Below are 15,841 nucleotides of genomic sequence, written 5' to 3' on the forward strand. Positions count from 1 at the left end.
AACCTTAAAATCTCGTAAACACTAAATCAATCTCTCAATCTTTTCAGTGCTTTAGCGATTAGCCAATCTCTCAATCAACCAATCTCAAGGGCGAAGCTCTCTGCCGCTAGCAGCGCCGCCGCCCTCGTTGTTGAGCTCATATAGACCTCACCAAGCCAAACTGTCAACACGACAAAACGAAAATAATGCAATTTTCTCAATCTTTCTTTCCACAGGGAAAACTTCAGATTTTAAGAAATTATTAACCATCAGCCAGAACCCGTTAATCCGGATTCGACTGCTTCCCCCCCTCCTCCCCGCTCTCAGCATTTGATACCTGTAAGCAGCTGCGCTACACATAGAGTGCAATAACTATATAAAGCAGGGAACACCGCTTACATGCTGACTAAAAAAGGGAAATACGGCCTCAAAGCCATGGTGCATCTGGCCGAAGCCCCGCAGGACAATCTTATTTCTGTGGGCGAGATTGCCAAAGCCCGCAATATACCGCGTAAATTTCTGGATAATATCCTGACGGATTTGCGTGTAGCCGGCTTTGTACAAAGCCGTAAAGGCAAAGGTGGCGGCTTTTGTTTAGCTAAGCCTGCCGATCAGATATCCATAGGCAATATTATTCGCAGCCTTGACGGCCCGCTGGCCCCCCTCCCCTGCGCAAGCAAGACCGGATATAAAGCCTGCGAGGATTGCATTGAAGAAGACTGCAAAATCCGGCGCATGATGCTTGAAGTGCGTGAAGCCATCGCCAATGTACTGGATAAGCGCACACTGGCAGATGGCTACAGCGATTATTGATCGTAATTATTGCAGACAGCTCTTGAGCGACGTCGCGAGATTACGGATCAGCTGCGGATAAAGCTCCGGCCCATCCTGAAGCTCAGCGCCAAGCGGGTCCAGAACACCCGTTTTGGCCTGCGTTCCCTCAAGAACAGTTTTAACCAGAGCAGATTCAAATTGCGGTTCGGAAAAGACGCAGGTTGCCCCCAGTGATTTTACCTTGGTCTGAATTTCACGGATACGCGCTGCCCCAGGTGCTTTTTCCGGATTTACTGTAATAGAGCCTGCCGATGCGAGGTCAAAACGGCGCTCAAAATACTGATAGGCATCGTGGAACACAATATATGGCTTGGTGCGTACCGGCTCGAGTTCTGCGGATACTTCTTTCTGCAACGCATCAATCTTATCGGCATAGGCAGCCGCATTGTCCTGATATTGCTTTGCATGTTCCGGATCAGCCTTACTCAAAGCCGCCGCGATCGGCTCCAGCATTAGTTTAGCATTTTGCGGGTCAAGCCAGATATGCATATCATCATGATGATGGTCATGTGCCTCAGCCTCCCCATCATGGCTGTGGCTATGCCCGTGATCGCCATGATCATGGGCTTCAAAATTACCGCCTTCACGAGCCGACAGGATTTCAAGCCCTTTCACCTGATCCAATTGCACGATTTCCGCTTTTGCACCGAGACTGCCCAAAGGCTTTGTCAGATAAGTTTCCATTTCCGGCCCTACCCAGAAAATGACCTTCGCCTTTTCCAGCGCACCCGCATCTGAAGGTTTCAGACTATAACCGTGCTCTGACGCTGCGCCTTTAACGATAAGCTCCGGCTCCCCTGCTCCCTGCATCACTGCGGAGACCAAGGAATGGATTGGTTTAATGGAAACGACGACATCACCTTTTTCCGCGGCAAAAACAGCCTGCGCTGAAACAGACAACAGAGCGGATGCAAGTAAAACCCGTATAACAGACATAAAACCTCACATAAACGAATTGAACGCCATCACGGTTGCAATGACAAAGGGCAGATACAATATGTTATAAAGTTACATTATTGCGTAATGCTATAACGTATGAGATAACCCGTGACAAGAGCACAAAATGCTTTTCTGAAATCCGAAAGCGAACAATGCATCATCCGACATCAGTTGCGCCTGCCGCACCGAAACCTGACATTCTTCTGCGTTTAGAAAATGTAGGTATTGAACGAAACGACCGCTGGCTGGTTCGCAATATTACGCTCGATCTGCATCGCGGTGAGATCGTGACCTTAATCGGCCCCAATGGCTCCGGTAAAAGCACCACGGCGAAACTGGCGCTCGGCATCCACAAACCGGATGAAGGATCGGTGAAGCGCGACAAGCACTTACGCATTGGTTATGTACCGCAAAAAATCACCATCGATCCCAGCCTTCCGCTCACTGTTGAGCGAATGATGTGTATGACCGCATCATTGAGCAAACAGGCAATTGATGAAGCACTCACTCTTGCTGGCATACCGCATCTGCTCAATGCACAGGTGGTACATTTATCCGGCGGTGAATTTCAGCGTGTGCTGCTTGCCCGTGCTTTTGGGTGTAAACCAGACTTATTGGTTCTGGATGAACCGCTGCAAGGCGTCGACTTTGCCGGTGAAGCAGAGCTTTATGAGACCATTGCCAAATTCCGTGACCATACCAGCTGCGGTGTGCTGATGATCTCCCATGATCTGCATATTGTAATGGCTGCAACAGATCGTGTGATCTGTCTCAACGGCCATATCTGCTGCAGCGGCACACCAGTTGATGTGGCTGCCAGTCCGGAATATGCCAGACTATTCGGCCTGCGCTCCCCACGCGGCGCAGAAATACCGCCATCTCTGGCCGTGTACACTCACCACCATGACCACACCCATCTGGCTGACGGGCGTGTGCAACATGCAGACGGCACAGTGACCGATCATTGTCACCACGATGACGGCCACCACCATCATGACAGCGAATACAATTCAGAAGCCGGCGGACATAAACATGCTTGATGACTTTTTCTTCCGCGCCATGCTTGCCGGTGTCGGCCTTGCTTTGATCACAGGGCCAATAGGTTGCTTCATAGTCTGGCGACGTATGGCCTATTTTGGTGACACCATGGCGCATTCCGCCCTGCTCGGTGTTGGCCTCGCCATGCTGTTTGATCTCAATATTATGATCTCTGTTTTTGTGATCGCCTTTACCATCGCCATGTTGCTGGTGGTTTTGCAAAAACGGCACACGCTCTCGGCAGATTCACTGCTCGGCATTCTTTCCCATGCTACTCTGGCTTTCGGCCTTGTGCTGGTTGCCTTCATGTCATGGATCCGCTTCGATCTGATGTCACTGCTCTTTGGCGACATTCTCGCGGTATCCGTTTCAGACCTCATCGCCATCTACGCCGGTGGCACACTGATATTGGCAGTGCTTATTAAACTATGGCGACCATTGCTTGCCGCAACGATTAGTGAAGACATTGCCCGTGCAGAAGGCCTGCAGCCGGAATTGCACCGCACACTCTTCATGATCCTACTGGCACTGCTCATTGCTATTGCAATGAAGATCGTCGGTATTTTGCTAATCACCGCCCTGCTGATCATTCCGGCAGCCACGGCACGACGCTTTGCTTTGTCGCCGGAGCAAATGGCCATTTATGCGGCTTTTATCGGCGTATGTTCCGTTATCGCTGGACTCTTTGGTTCACTGAATTATGACACGCCGTCCGGACCATCCATTGTCGTGGCATCTGTGATCTTTTTTGCTATAAGCATGTTACCATGGCAAAAACTCAAAACATCTCTGCCATCTGCACGTCATAAGGAGCCAACATCATGACCGGTCACACCCATTCCGGAACTGCATCCGCAGCAGCACGCGCTCCGAAACTGACACGCAATCAGAGCCTTGTTTTAGACTCTCTGGCGAAAGCAGAGTTTCCGCTGAGCGCCTATACAATTCTCGACCAGTTGCGTGAGGAAGGCTTTCGCGCGCCTCTGCAAGTCTATCGCGCCTTGGATAAATTGCTGGAATATGGCCTGATCCACCGCCTTGAAAGCCTGAATGCCTTTATCGCCTGTGCGCATCCGCATCATCAGGAACACGGCCATCTGCATGGTATTGCGGCTTTTGCGATTTGCGATAAGTGCGGCTTAGCCTCGGAATTTACAGAACCGGAAATTGAAGATTGTGTTCAGCACTGGACACAGAAGAACCATTTCCATCCGACGAAGACAACGCTGGAAATTCGCGGGCTTTGTGCAAGTTGCGCGCATAATTAAATTTCATGGATTACTCCCGCGCCTCTCATAATTGGCGCGGGAAAGATTGCCATAACCTCAGCTCTGAAGATGGGATGTATCCGGCAGCGGAATAATCCCCAGCGACATTGCTACCGCAACTGCGGAAGTGCGGTTTGCGCAACCGAGTTTTATCTTGGCATTTTGCAGATAGGTTACCACCGTCCAGCGGGCAATGCTGAGAATATCCGCAATTTCGCCATCGGTCTTGCCCCGTGCAGCCCATTTCAGACAATCAATTTCACGCGGCGTTAAAGAGACCAGCGACTGCACTTCTTTCTTTTGCGTTGAATGATCGCTGACCGCTGTGAGAACAGCCTCATGCACCTGCGTCGCCGCCTGCATAAACTCTTTCTCAAGCAAGCGGATCAGATCTGTTGCACTCATATCATGCTTACCGTTCTGATCTTTCAAACGATCAAACGCAAAAATCGTATGAGCATCGCCATATCCGTTCAGGCGTTGCGTGACCATAATATAGGTCTGGCCGAACTGATGCGCGCGCATATCATCAACAAAACCTTGCAATGCCGGTGTATTTTGCTTTGGCGGGTAAATTTCCGTAAGGCTGACGCTTTGCGCCGGCGCAGGACTTGACCATTTCTGATGGAACAGCGGATCAATATCAAAATAGCTTTTTACCGCATAATTAACGACCCAGTCTGACGGATAAGTCGAGACAACAGTTCTGACATCTTCCTGCCCCGGATACTCATCCGGATGCTTTGGCGTAATATGCGTGATATGTTTGCAGGACAGCCTTTTGCGCACTGCGCAATATGTCTCAAGTATTGATGAGCGATATTCTTTGCCAAAGAAACTGTTCTGAAAGTCAGGGAAATGGATGAATTCAAATTCCATGAAAAAATTCCGTTCTGAACACCTTTAAACGTCGGTGAAATGAAAACATAAAATATAAAGCACCATAAAAACGCGCAAATGTGAAAATGATTCGAAAGCGCCAAGCGCAAAAACTGTTTCTTGAATTAGTAGTAAGTCTTAAATAAAGCAAAAATTGTATTTTATCATGATGGCGCAAATCAGACATTCCCGATTCCAATAAACATTACTTACCGTCTGAAAATCCCTCCTTCTCTCTGGCTTCGCCTGCGAAATATATTTATAAAAATAAACATTAAAAATCATACAATTAATATAAATTCCTACAGCCATAAAATCAAAAAGGCCACGTAGAACTGAAGTATTTTATTAAAATGTTTTTATCACAATGCACAACCACCAAATAGTTACCCGCAATAATTAGCTCATTTACGACATTGTTTATTTTAGAAAAATGATATTTTCTAAAATTTCAAATCGCAATTCCAAAAACATTAGCGCTCGATAAAAATCAATTTATTCAAGACATTAAGTATATTGCGGCTTTTTTTGTTTTTCATTGCTTGCAAACTGTAACATTCAATTGATTGCGCTATAAAAACATGGTTCACTTGGCCAACACAAAAGATAAACGATAGCTGTCATGGTACTTTCATAAAAGCAGCATATCGGAAAAACACGAGGATGGCCTGAAGCAGGCATCCCGTAGATCGAAGGGGAGTATGTCAATGCTGAACAGAACAACGCGCTTGTTGTCCCTGACAACTGCAATCGCTTTTGCCGGAACCACATTATCGGTGGCTGCTCCGTCAGAAGAACTGATTGCTGCAGCCAAAGCAGAGGGTCAGCTTACCACAATTGCACTGCCACACGACTGGTGCGGCTATGGTGAGATCATCAAGAGCTTCAAGGACAAATACGGTATTCAGGTCAATGAACTGAATCCGGATGCCGGTTCCGGTGATGAAATCGAAGCCATTAAAGCCAACAAAGACAATAAAGGCCCGCAGGCGCCTGATGTGATCGATGTCGGCTTCACATTCGGTACAACGGCCAAAGCAGCCGGTCTGCTGCAGCCATATAAAGTATCAACATGGGATTCGATCCCTGATGATGCAAAAGATGCTGAAGGTTACTGGTACGGTGACTATTACGGCGTGCTGGCCTTTGAAGTGAATAAAGACATTATCAAAGACGCACCACAGGATTGGGCTGACCTGCTCAAACCAGAATTTGCGAATGCGGTTGCCCATTCCGGTGACCCGCGTGCTTCCACACAGGCAATTCTCAGCGTCTACGCTGCCGGTCTCTCCCTTGGCGGCAAGCCAGGTGAGGAAGCAGCCCAGAAAGGTCTGGAATTCTTCCGGGATGTGAACAAAGCAGGCAATTTCGTACCGGTTATCGGTAAAGCCGCCTCTTTGGCACAGGGTTCAACCCCGATCGTCATCCGCTGGGACTATAATGCTCTGGCCGACCGCGATACGCTGAACGGCAATCCGGAAGTTGAAGTGATCATTCCGAAGACCGGCGTTGTCGCCGGTGTTTACGTGCAGGGTATCAGCGCCTACGCACCGCATCCGAATGCCGCCAAACTCTGGATGGAACACCTCTATTCCGATGAAGGTCAGGTCGGTTACCTGAAGGGCTATTGCCATCCGATCCGCTTCAACGCCATGGCAAAAGAAGGTAAGATTCCTCAGGATCTGCTAGACAAGCTGCCACCGGCAGAAGCTTATCAGAAAGCCGTTTTCCCGACCTTGGAAGAGCTTGATAAATCTCAGGCCGCTATCACCAAGAACTGGGACAGCGTTGTCGGCGCAAATGTTCAGTAATCTGAACAACTAAACGCACAAATCCTGTTGCGGAATGATATCAATCATTCCGCAACACCATCTGTTTTTAAGCAGATCAAGTGCAGACAACTTTGGAAAACACCTTTTCCGCTAACGCGAAATTACCTCGTCAGCCGTGTTTTCAGCCTTTATCCTTTTCAATCTGCGGAAATCTTTCCGCCGCAGACCATAAAAAGCAAAAATAATATGAGCTTATCCAGCAATGGTATAACATCTGACACGCCTCCGGTGCGTCGCTCCAAGCGTCGCCTGCCTTTAGAGTGGCTGGGTGTTGCCCCTTTTTTCGCTTTCGCAATTTTGTTTCTGCTCTGGCCGACCATGTATCTGGTGGTTGGCGCATTTCAGGATGATCAGGGTAATTTCACCCTGCAAAATATTATCGGTCTGTTTGAACCCGGCATTATGAGTGCCTATTGGGTCTCGATCAAAATCAGCTTTGCCTCCGCTTTGGGTGGCGCTGTGATCGGTTCCTTCATGGCATGGGCAATTGTTTTGGGCAAACTGCCTCGTTTTCTGCGCCCGACCGTGCTCACTTTCTCCGGCGTAGCATCCAACTTTGCCGGTGTGCCACTGGCTTTTGCCTTTCTGGCCACTTTGGGACGCACCGGTTTTGTCACCATTTTGCTGCGGGAATGGTTCGGTTTTAATCTCTATGCCACCGGTTTTAACCTGCTCAGCTTCTTCGGCCTTACACTAACCTATCTGTTTTTCCAGATTCCGCTGATGGTGCTGATTCTCACCCCCGCTTTGGATGGGCTGAAAAAAGAATGGCGTGAAGCCTCATCCATTCTTGGTGCTACCACTTTTCAGTATTGGCGTATGGTCGCCTTTCCGATTCTCTGGCCAAGCCTGCTCGGCACCAGCCTGTTACTGTTTGCCAATGCCTTTGGTGCTATTGCCACAGCCTATGCGCTGACCGGCTCGTCTCTGAATATCGTACCGATTCTGCTTTATGCGCAGATTCGCGGCGATGTTCTGCACAATCAGAATCTCGGTTATGCATTGGCTCTGGGCATGATCCTGATTACCGGCATCTCCAATCTGCTTTATATCTGGCTGCGTATGCGTGCAGAACGGTGGCAGAAATGAAACTGAAATATTTCATTCCTAAAACCCTCGGCGCATGGATCGCCTTTCTCATCGGCGCGATCTATTTTGTCGTGCCTCTGATCGGCACCTTTGAATTCTCGCTGCGTATGCGCCGTGGTGAATATTCTTTTGACGCTTACCGCGTTGTGCTGACAGACCCGAATTTTCAGGCGACATTCGGTTATTCCATCCTGCTGGCAATCATGACGATTATTTTCGGCGTGCTTCTGGTGGTGCCAACTGCCTATTGGGTGCGGCTGCGCATGCCATATTTGCGCCCTGTCATTGAATTCATCACGCTGATGCCACTGGTTATTCCGGCTATTGTTATCGTATTCGGCTATTTGCGGATTTATAACTCATCCTCATGGCTGCCATTTACCGGCTCAACATGGGCAACGGACCTGCTGCTGATGTTCGGTTATGTGACACTGGCGCTGCCTTATATGTATCGCTCAATCGATACAGCCATGCGCACGATTGATGTTCGTACCCTGACCGAAGCCGCTGAAAGTCTTGGCGCAAGCTGGCCGACGATATTGTTCAAAGTGATTTTCCCGAATGTGCTTTCCGGTGTTATGAGCGGTGCGTTCATCACCTTTGCCATTGTTATTGGTGAATTTACACTGGCGTCGCTGCTCAACCGTCCGGCTTTCGGCCCTTATTTGCAGCTTGTCGGTGCAAACCGTGCCTATGAACCATCAGCGCTCGCGATTATTGCATTCGGCATCACATGGCTGAGCATGATCATGCTGCAGCTTGTCACCCGCTTCTCCAAATTTAAGACAGCAGGCAATTAAGTCATGGCTTTTCTCAATATTAAAAATCTCAAAAAAAGCTTCGGCGCGAATACTGTTGTTCATGATTTCAGTCTGGCTGTTGAAAAAGGCGAGTTCATTTCCTTTTTGGGACCATCCGGCTGCGGTAAAACCACCGTTTTGCGCATGATTGCGGGTTTCGAGACACCTGATCAGGGCGTGATCGAGATCAACGGTCAGGATGTTGTCGATCTCAAACCGAATAAACGCAATATCGGCATGGTGTTTCAGGCCTATGCGCTGTTCCCGAATATGACTGTCGCACAAAATGTTGCCTTTGGTCTGCGTGTTTCCGGCAAGCCAAAAGCCGAGATTGATGCGACCGTCAAAGAAATGCTGGAACTGATCCGCCTTGAACATCTGGCTGACCGCTTCCCTTATCAGATGTCCGGCGGGCAGCAGCAGCGTGTAGCGCTTGCCCGTGCATTGGCAACAAAACCACAGGTCTTGCTGCTGGATGAACCGCTTTCCGCATTGGATGCTAAAATCCGTATTTCGCTGCGTGAAGAAATTCGAGCAATTCAGCGCCAGCTTGGCATCACAACCGTATTTGTTACCCATGATCAGGAAGAAGCCCTGTCGATCTCTGATCGTATTGTAGTGATGCATGAAGGCAAGGCTGATCAGATCGGCACGCCGTTCGATATTTATAACCGGCCGGCCTCACGTTTTGTCGCGTCTTTCGTCGGCACGCTCAATATGCTCGAAGCACGGGTCACCGATCCGCAGCAGAATCAAGCTGATCTTGGCGGCGCAATCATCACCGTTCCACAATCCTTGGCCGCTTATAAACAAGGCGATATGGTCACGCTGGCATTGCGTCCGGAAGCGATCAGCCTTGATACCTCCCCTGCCCGCGACAGCAAAGCGGAAGTCATCGTGCAGGATGTGCATTTCTTAGGCTCTGTGATCCGCACCCGCGTGATGCTCGGCGGCAATCAGCTGTCTTTTGATAGCTTCAATAATCCTGCCGTGCGCCCGCCACAACATGGCGACAAAATCACCGTGCATTTCTCGGCACAGGATTTACTGGTACTTGGTAAATAACAAAAAAGCCCCGAACGTCACGTTCGGGGCTTTTTTATAAAACCATTCTTTTACAGGCCATCACCCCAAGGACCATGGAAATCACCTTGCTTGTCGATTCTTTTGAATCCATGGGCACCAAAGAAATCGCGTTGCGCCTGAATAAGATTTGCCGAACCGCGCTTTTGTCTGAAGCCGTCAAAATAGCTGATCGCCGAACTCAGAGCCGCAACAGGCACACCGGCACTCACAGCCGTAGCAACGACCTTGCGCAATTCCTGAGCAGCAGTGTTCATTGGCACCACAAATGCAGGCGCCAGTAACAGGTTCTCAACCTCACCAGCCGCAAAAGCTTCACCGATTTCATCAAGGAATTGCGAACGGATAATACAGCCGGCGCGCCAGATACGGGCGATTGTTGCCAGCGGCAAATTCCACTCATGCTCCTTGGAAGCGGCGGCCATTACCGCAAAGCCTTGTGCATAGGCAGCAATCTTCGCTGCAAGCAAAGCCTGCTCCAGTGAATCAATAAAGGCCTGATCCGCTTTGATCGCCCCTGCCTGTACAGGATCGCCGTAAGTTGCAGCCAACTTTTGTCGTAACTCAATCGCAGATGAAATCGAACGGGCGGCAACAGCCGCTTCCATACCCGTTGCCGGAACACCGAGGATCTGGCTTTCAATCGCCGCCCAGCGTCCGGTACCTTTCTGCCCTGCCGCATCCAGAATAATATCCGGCACCGGCTTGCCCGTTTCCGGATCCAGCGCCTTCAAAACCTCTGCCGTAATTTCAATCAGGTAAGAGTTCAGCGGCCCTTCATTCCATTTTGCAAAAATCGGGGCGATTTCTTCCGCCTTCAAACCGCAGGCATCACGTAGGATGCCGTATATTTCCGCGATCATCTGCATATCGGCATATTCAATGCCGTTATGGATAGTTTTAACAAAATGCCCCGCACCGTCCGGTCCCATACGGGCACTGCATGGCTCACCTTTATAACGGGCAGCGACTGCATCCAGTATCGGCTCGATTCGTGCATAAGCCTCTGCCGTGCCACCAACCATCATTGACGGGCCGTTACGGGCACCTTCCGCACCACCGGAAATTCCCATACCTACGAATGTCGGATCATTCTCACCAAGGGAGTTCAAACGGCGGATTGTATCGCGGTAATCGGAATTGCCGGAATCAATGATAATGTCGCCCTTCTCAAGAAAGGTCTTGAGTTTGGCCATTTCCGTATCAACCGGACTACCAGCTTTAATCAGCATAATAATCGGGCGCGGCTTCGCAATATTCTGGCTCAGCTGCTCCATACTCGCGCAGGGGATAATCCGCTCCTGTAACGCACCCGCATTGGCGTGGAACTTCTCCAGCACCTCTGCCTCACGGTCATAAACGGCAACACGATACCCTTTTTCAGCAATATTGAGTGCCAGATTGGAACCCATAACGCCAAGCCCGATCAGTCCGATATCCGCCAGTTGCATGCTGTTTTCCCTAAATATGAACCATTCCGGACAAAAGCCGGATCAAAAACGCTCGTTCTATATAGGTATGTTATTCAAAAGCGGTTTCAACTGAAAGCATAAAGCGGACAGCTGAAACCGTGTTGTTCTCAAAAAATAGTAATTTTAAACAGCAAGTGCCTGACGCTCAGTGATCAGCTTGCCGGTGGCAGTTAGCACACCGGATGCACCATCCAGATAGTTTTCTTCCAGCTCCAGCGCCAGAAAACGATGCCGCTCAACCGGCCCCGGCATTGCCAGAGCAGATGTTTTGGCAGCAACAAAACCAAACCGGCTGTAATAGTCAGGATCGCCCACCAGCAAAATCGCTTTGTGGCCAAGTGCCTGCGCGTTGCGGATAGCCTGACGCATTAACCCTGAGCCAACACCGCGCCCCGCATAGGCATCTTCAACCGCCAAAGGCCCCAACAACAAAGCAGGTACATCCTCACCTCCGGCTTTTTTGCCGGCAGAAATATGCCAAAGCCGAACAGTACCAATCATGGCACCGTTATCATCGCGGGCAACAAGCGCCGCTCCAAAGGCAGGCACACGTTTACGGCGCAGCTTTTCAGAAGATTTGCGCTTGCGTCCCTCTCCCATCACACGGTCGAGCAGAGCTTCACGCGCACTGCTGTCCGCAGGCGTTTCATGAGCAATCGAAAAAGAAGCCGGATTATGGGTCGGATTATGGGCCAGAGTATGGGTTTGCGTGACTGACAATTCAGCCGTGGTTCCGGCCGCAACAGAAGAAGCAGACATCAGCGTGAACCTTAAAGCATTTGCGTGTCAAAAATGCGTAGCAGTTTTGGCTCGGATAATGCGCTAAAACAAAACGTTAAGAGGTATTGTGTCCTCACACATATGTAAGAGGATAAACACAAAGCAAAAATGTTATGTGACAAAACCGGTGAAATCTCTTCACCGGTATCATTCGCAATACGAGACCCAATATGCGTCCCTGACGAGACGCATATCAGCTTCAGATCACATAAGAGCGCAGCGGTTCAAAACCGTTAAATGCAACAGCCGAATAGGTTGTTGTGTAAGCGCCTGTGCCTTCGATCAGCACTTCATCACCGATGGTCAGCGAGACCGGCAGCGGATAAGGTGTCTTTTCATAAAGCACATCTGCACTGTCACAGGTCGGGCCTGCCAGAACACAAGGTTCCATTACATCGCCGTCACGTGGTGTCACGATCTGATAACGGATCGCTTCATCCATAGTTTCTGCAAGGCCACCAAATTTACCGATATCGAGATAGACCCAACGGTTGTCATTGTCAGCTTTGCGAGAAACCAGAACCACTTCGGTTTTGATCACACCGGCATTACCAACCATACCCCGACCCGGCTCGATAATGGTTTCCGGCAGACGATTGCCGAAATGACGGCTGAGTGCGTCGAAAATCGCTTCGCCATAGGCCTGTGCAGTCGGAATATCCTTGAGGTAACGGGTCGGGAAACCACCGCCCATATTGACCATCTTCAGATTGATACCTTCTTTGGCCAGCAGGTCGAACACGCCCTTGGTGTCTGCCAGAGCGCGATCCCATGCAGTCAGATCCACCTGCTGTGAACCGACATGGAAGGAAACGCCATAGGCATCCAGACCAAGCTTGTGGGCGGCACGCAGCACATCAACAGCCATTTCCGGCACGCAACCGAATTTGCGCGACAACGGCCACTCAGCGCCTTCACCATCAGCAAGAATGCGGCAGAAAACGCGGGAACCAGGAGCCGCACGGGCAACCTTTTCCGCTTCTTCAACGCAATCAACAGCATAGAGGCGAATGCCATATTCATAGGCACGAGCAATATCGCGCTCTTTCTTGATGGTGTTGCCATAAGAAATGCGATCTGCTGTTGCACCGGCATTCAGTGCCATTTCAATTTCTGCAACCGATGCGGTGTCGAAGTTCGAGCCCATGGAGGCGAGCAGCGACAGGATCTGCGGTGCAGGATTTGCCTTTACAGCATAGAAAATGCGCGAGGCAGGCAAAGCCTTTTCAAAATGTTCATAATTTTCACGCACAACGTCGATGTCAACGACAAGGCAAGGGCCTTCCGGACGTCGGGTGGCGAGAAAGTCGATAATGCGCTGTGTAGCCATCCTGATCTCCTGAACTGCATTTAAGCAGTAAAAAAAGCCGCATCTTCATATCATTAGCGATGCGAAAGCCTGCCCCCGTGCGATGACGCACAAGGCTGAGCATGATTTCAAAGGACTGATGAGCAAATACCTGCGCTTTCACGCAACAAAAGTCATCAGAGGGACAAAATGCCTTGCGGCAAATATGAATCAGCCTCGCGCGTAACCAACCTTTGGAGATGTGGGAAACACGGAACAAATACATATGCAGATGGATCAACGCCCTGAATTTAGCGTTTCTCCGCTTTGTCTGCCTTGGCTTGGAATGGGGAAATCCCGGTTCCGCACTTAGGGCAATGAGGGTGTGCCTCTTTGAGTTCCCGACCTGTGGAGAGCCGGAAGACACCAGAAAGGCCCGCACCGTCGTTGCTTCAAGATGTCCTCGATCCGTGGTTGGCCATCAGATCGACTGGAGCGGTTAGGTCCAGGTTACCGTACCGGGTCATTCTCCATTAAGAATACCGGCGGACACCCACAGGCACGTGCGACTTTGGGCAAGGGCGATATAAGATGATTTATGTGTCCACACAATGACAAATTTGAGCCGATTTGATTTTTTTTGGTTAATAAATCACTTCTTTATTCAAAATACGGCGTAGTGCTTTATGAAGATCATTAAAATTGCTGTCACAGAAGCCGATTATGACGAATCACTTTGAAATTTCTGAGACATTTTGAATATTCAGGATCGCGATATATGGTGCGGTTTCGTCCCTGATCCGGGGCCGATTTGGAGGGAAGAGTTCATGGACACATTGACACGGATGCGTGCTTTTATTGATGTTGTGGAGGCTGAAGGCTTCTCCGCAGCAGCACGCAAAATCGGCCGTTCAAAAGCACTTCTTTCCAAATATGTCCGCGAGCTGGAAGATGATCTGGGCGTACGGCTGCTGAACCGCACAACACGGCAATTCTCGCTCACAGAGAGCGGCCACACTTATTACCACCGTGCGACGGAAATCCTGCGCGAGCTGGATGATCTGCAAGATTCCATCTCTGAAAGCAGCGGCGATGTACGCGGCAAAATCAAACTGACCGCGCCGCGCAGCTTTGCCGATGCTTCACTGGGCATGTCCCTGATTGATTTTTGCGCTGATCATCCTGAAATCTCCCTCGACATTCATCTGGATGACCGTTTTGTGGATCTGATTGAAGAAGGTTTCGATCTTGCCATCCGTATTACCCGTTTGCAGGATTCATCGCTGATCGCCAAAAGACTGACCGCTTTTCACACTGTTGTTTGTGCCTCACCGGATCTGATTGCACGGCTTGGCATGCCGGAAACACCGGAGCAGCTGCGGGATATGCCATGCATTGTCGACACCAACAGCCGCTCACGTAATAACTGGCAGTTCCGCAATCAGGACGGCTCGATGATGACCGTCGCCATTCGCGGCCCGCTGGAAGTAAACAGCCCGCTCACCACAATGGCTGCAACCGTCAAAGGTCTGGGTTTCAGCGTCTTGCCGCGCTTTGTCGCCGATAACGAACTGGCAAAGGGTACACTTGTACCGGTGCTGCGGGAGTTCATGCTCAATGACGGCGGTATTTACGCTGTTTATCCGCACCGCACGTACCTTCCTGCCAAAGTGCGCCTGCTGGTCGACTATCTTGCCAAATGGTTCAAAGATAATCCCTGCAAAGAACTGACCGGCGGCGAGGAATAAAACGCGATAGCGATAAACCAGCCGTAGTTTTGCCTCACTACTCACTCAATTTGCCACTTTGCGCATTAAAAGATTTTCGATTCATGACGAACAGTAACAACAGGCATTTTCTGAATCTGTCCGGACTGGCCTGCATAGTTGCAGGGCTTAGCGCTGTGCCAGCTGCAGCACATCCGCATGTTTTTGCTGAAGCACGTCTGGAAATCACTATCTCACCGGAGCGCATGGTTGAAAAACTGGCGCATGTCTGGCGTTTTGATGACTTGTTTTCATCCACTGTGCTGCTGGAATTTGACAAGAAAGGCACATTGAAACTCGATGCAGCAGAGCTCAATGAACTCAGCACAACCATCGACACATCAATTGCCGAATATAAATATTTTCAGACCGTTACGCAGGACGGCAAAGATATAACCATGAAAAAGCCCGAGCATCTGATTGCCGATCTGCCTGATAATCAGTTGATTGTGCTGTTTGAAAGCAAGCCTGACAAACCATTGAAACTGGAACCGGGTCACAAAGTCAGTTTCGGGGTCTATGATCCGACCTTTTACACTGCAATTGACTATCTGAAAGATGAAGATCTGGTGGTCACAGGTATGCCTGCCGGTTGCAGTTCTGCAGTCGTGCGCCCTGATCCAGATGAAGCACTGGCACAAAATCAGGACAGCCTGACCCAAGCGTTTTTTGACGAAGCAGCGGCCATGACCAATGATGTGTCCAAATTCTTCGCCACCCGTATAGAAATCACCTGTAAATAATCTCCCGGCGGCCACTTAATTGGTCGCGTATAAACCGAAATCGTTACGTTA

The 15,841-nt window shown here is 49.8% G+C and carries 15 protein-coding genes; 10 read left to right on the forward strand and 5 right to left on the reverse strand.

Features of this window, described 5'->3' with window-relative positions:
• Nucleotides 1-378 precede the first annotated feature (378 nt).
• Nucleotides 379-792 carry an RrF2 family transcriptional regulator gene (locus DFR47_RS13915; RefSeq protein WP_113945031.1) on the forward strand — a complete coding sequence of 138 codons (414 nt, stop codon included), beginning with the start codon at nt 379-381 and terminating at the stop codon, nt 790-792.
• 6 nt (nt 793-798) lie between these two features.
• Here DFR47_RS13915 and znuA read toward each other — a convergent pair whose 3' ends face one another.
• Nucleotides 799-1,749: a zinc ABC transporter substrate-binding protein ZnuA gene (gene znuA, locus DFR47_RS13920; protein WP_113945032.1), complete on the reverse strand. Its 951-nt coding sequence runs from the start codon at nt 1,747-1,749 to the stop codon at nt 799-801.
• A gap of 155 nt (nt 1,750-1,904) precedes the next feature.
• Between znuA and DFR47_RS13925 the strand changes: the two genes are divergently transcribed.
• Genes DFR47_RS13925 through DFR47_RS13935 form a run of 3 tightly spaced genes read left to right on the forward strand, consistent with a single transcriptional unit; the run spans nt 1,905 to nt 4,058 of the window.
• Entirely contained in the window at nt 1,905-2,792 is an 888-nt protein-coding gene (locus DFR47_RS13925; RefSeq protein WP_113945033.1) for an ATP-binding cassette domain-containing protein, read from the forward strand.
• Nucleotides 2,746-3,615: a metal ABC transporter permease gene (locus DFR47_RS13930; protein ID WP_374788393.1), complete on the forward strand. Its 870-nt coding sequence runs from the start codon at nt 2,746-2,748 to the stop codon at nt 3,613-3,615. The genes DFR47_RS13925 and DFR47_RS13930 overlap by 47 nt, the downstream gene beginning before the upstream one ends.
• A complete protein-coding gene (locus DFR47_RS13935) occupies nt 3,612-4,058 on the forward strand; it encodes a Fur family transcriptional regulator (RefSeq protein WP_113945035.1) in 447 nt (148 codons plus the stop codon). The genes DFR47_RS13930 and DFR47_RS13935 overlap by 4 nt, the downstream gene beginning before the upstream one ends.
• Before the next feature lie 57 nt (nt 4,059-4,115).
• Here DFR47_RS13935 and DFR47_RS13940 read toward each other — a convergent pair whose 3' ends face one another.
• Nucleotides 4,116-4,937, reverse strand: coding sequence for a helix-turn-helix transcriptional regulator (locus DFR47_RS13940; protein WP_113945036.1), 822 nt, complete (start codon nt 4,935-4,937; stop codon nt 4,116-4,118).
• A gap of 707 nt (nt 4,938-5,644) precedes the next feature.
• Here DFR47_RS13940 and DFR47_RS13945 point away from each other — a divergent pair.
• The 4 genes from DFR47_RS13945 to DFR47_RS13960 all read left to right on the forward strand — a co-directional run bounded on the left by DFR47_RS13945 (nt 5,645) and on the right by DFR47_RS13960 (nt 9,723).
• Nucleotides 5,645-6,748 (forward strand): ABC transporter substrate-binding protein, encoded by a 1,104-nt coding sequence (locus DFR47_RS13945; RefSeq protein ID WP_113945205.1) that lies wholly within the window; start codon nt 5,645-5,647, stop codon nt 6,746-6,748.
• 207 nt (nt 6,749-6,955) lie between these two features.
• A complete protein-coding gene (locus tag DFR47_RS13950; RefSeq protein WP_113945206.1) occupies nt 6,956-7,858 on the forward strand; it encodes an ABC transporter permease in 903 nt (300 codons plus the stop codon).
• Nucleotides 7,855-8,658, forward strand: coding sequence for an ABC transporter permease (locus DFR47_RS13955; protein ID WP_113945037.1), 804 nt, complete (start codon nt 7,855-7,857; stop codon nt 8,656-8,658). Before DFR47_RS13950 ends, DFR47_RS13955 begins: the two co-directional genes overlap by 4 nt.
• A 3-nt stretch (nt 8,659-8,661) precedes the next feature.
• A complete protein-coding gene (locus DFR47_RS13960) occupies nt 8,662-9,723 on the forward strand; it encodes an ABC transporter ATP-binding protein (protein WP_113945038.1) in 1,062 nt (353 codons plus the stop codon).
• Between the two features lie 50 nt (nt 9,724-9,773).
• On the opposite strand, the gene gndA is transcribed toward DFR47_RS13960, so the two are convergent.
• From gndA to DFR47_RS13975, 3 genes are all read right to left on the reverse strand, one after another.
• Nucleotides 9,774-11,192, reverse strand: a complete 1,419-nt coding sequence (gene gndA, locus DFR47_RS13965) for an NADP-dependent phosphogluconate dehydrogenase (protein ID WP_113945039.1) — start codon at nt 11,190-11,192, stop codon at nt 9,774-9,776.
• A gap of 144 nt (nt 11,193-11,336) precedes the next feature.
• Nucleotides 11,337-11,972 (reverse strand): GNAT family N-acetyltransferase, encoded by a 636-nt coding sequence (locus tag DFR47_RS13970; RefSeq protein ID WP_113945040.1) that lies wholly within the window; start codon nt 11,970-11,972, stop codon nt 11,337-11,339.
• Between the two features lie 220 nt (nt 11,973-12,192).
• Nucleotides 12,193-13,323, reverse strand: a complete 1,131-nt coding sequence (locus tag DFR47_RS13975; protein WP_113945041.1) for a type III PLP-dependent enzyme — start codon at nt 13,321-13,323, stop codon at nt 12,193-12,195.
• Between the two features lie 785 nt (nt 13,324-14,108).
• Between DFR47_RS13975 and DFR47_RS13980 the strand changes: the two genes are divergently transcribed.
• Complete coding sequence (locus DFR47_RS13980) at nt 14,109-15,029, forward strand: LysR family transcriptional regulator (protein ID WP_113945042.1); 921 nt, start codon at nt 14,109-14,111, stop codon at nt 15,027-15,029.
• An 83-nt stretch (nt 15,030-15,112) separates the two neighbouring features.
• Nucleotides 15,113-15,790, forward strand: coding sequence for a DUF1007 family protein (locus DFR47_RS13985; protein WP_113945043.1), 678 nt, complete (start codon nt 15,113-15,115; stop codon nt 15,788-15,790).
• Nucleotides 15,791-15,841: the final 51 nt, after the last annotated feature.

The organism is Pseudochrobactrum asaccharolyticum (genome assembly GCF_003314995.1).
Taxonomy (GTDB): Bacteria; Pseudomonadota; Alphaproteobacteria; order Rhizobiales; family Rhizobiaceae; genus Pseudochrobactrum; species Pseudochrobactrum asaccharolyticum.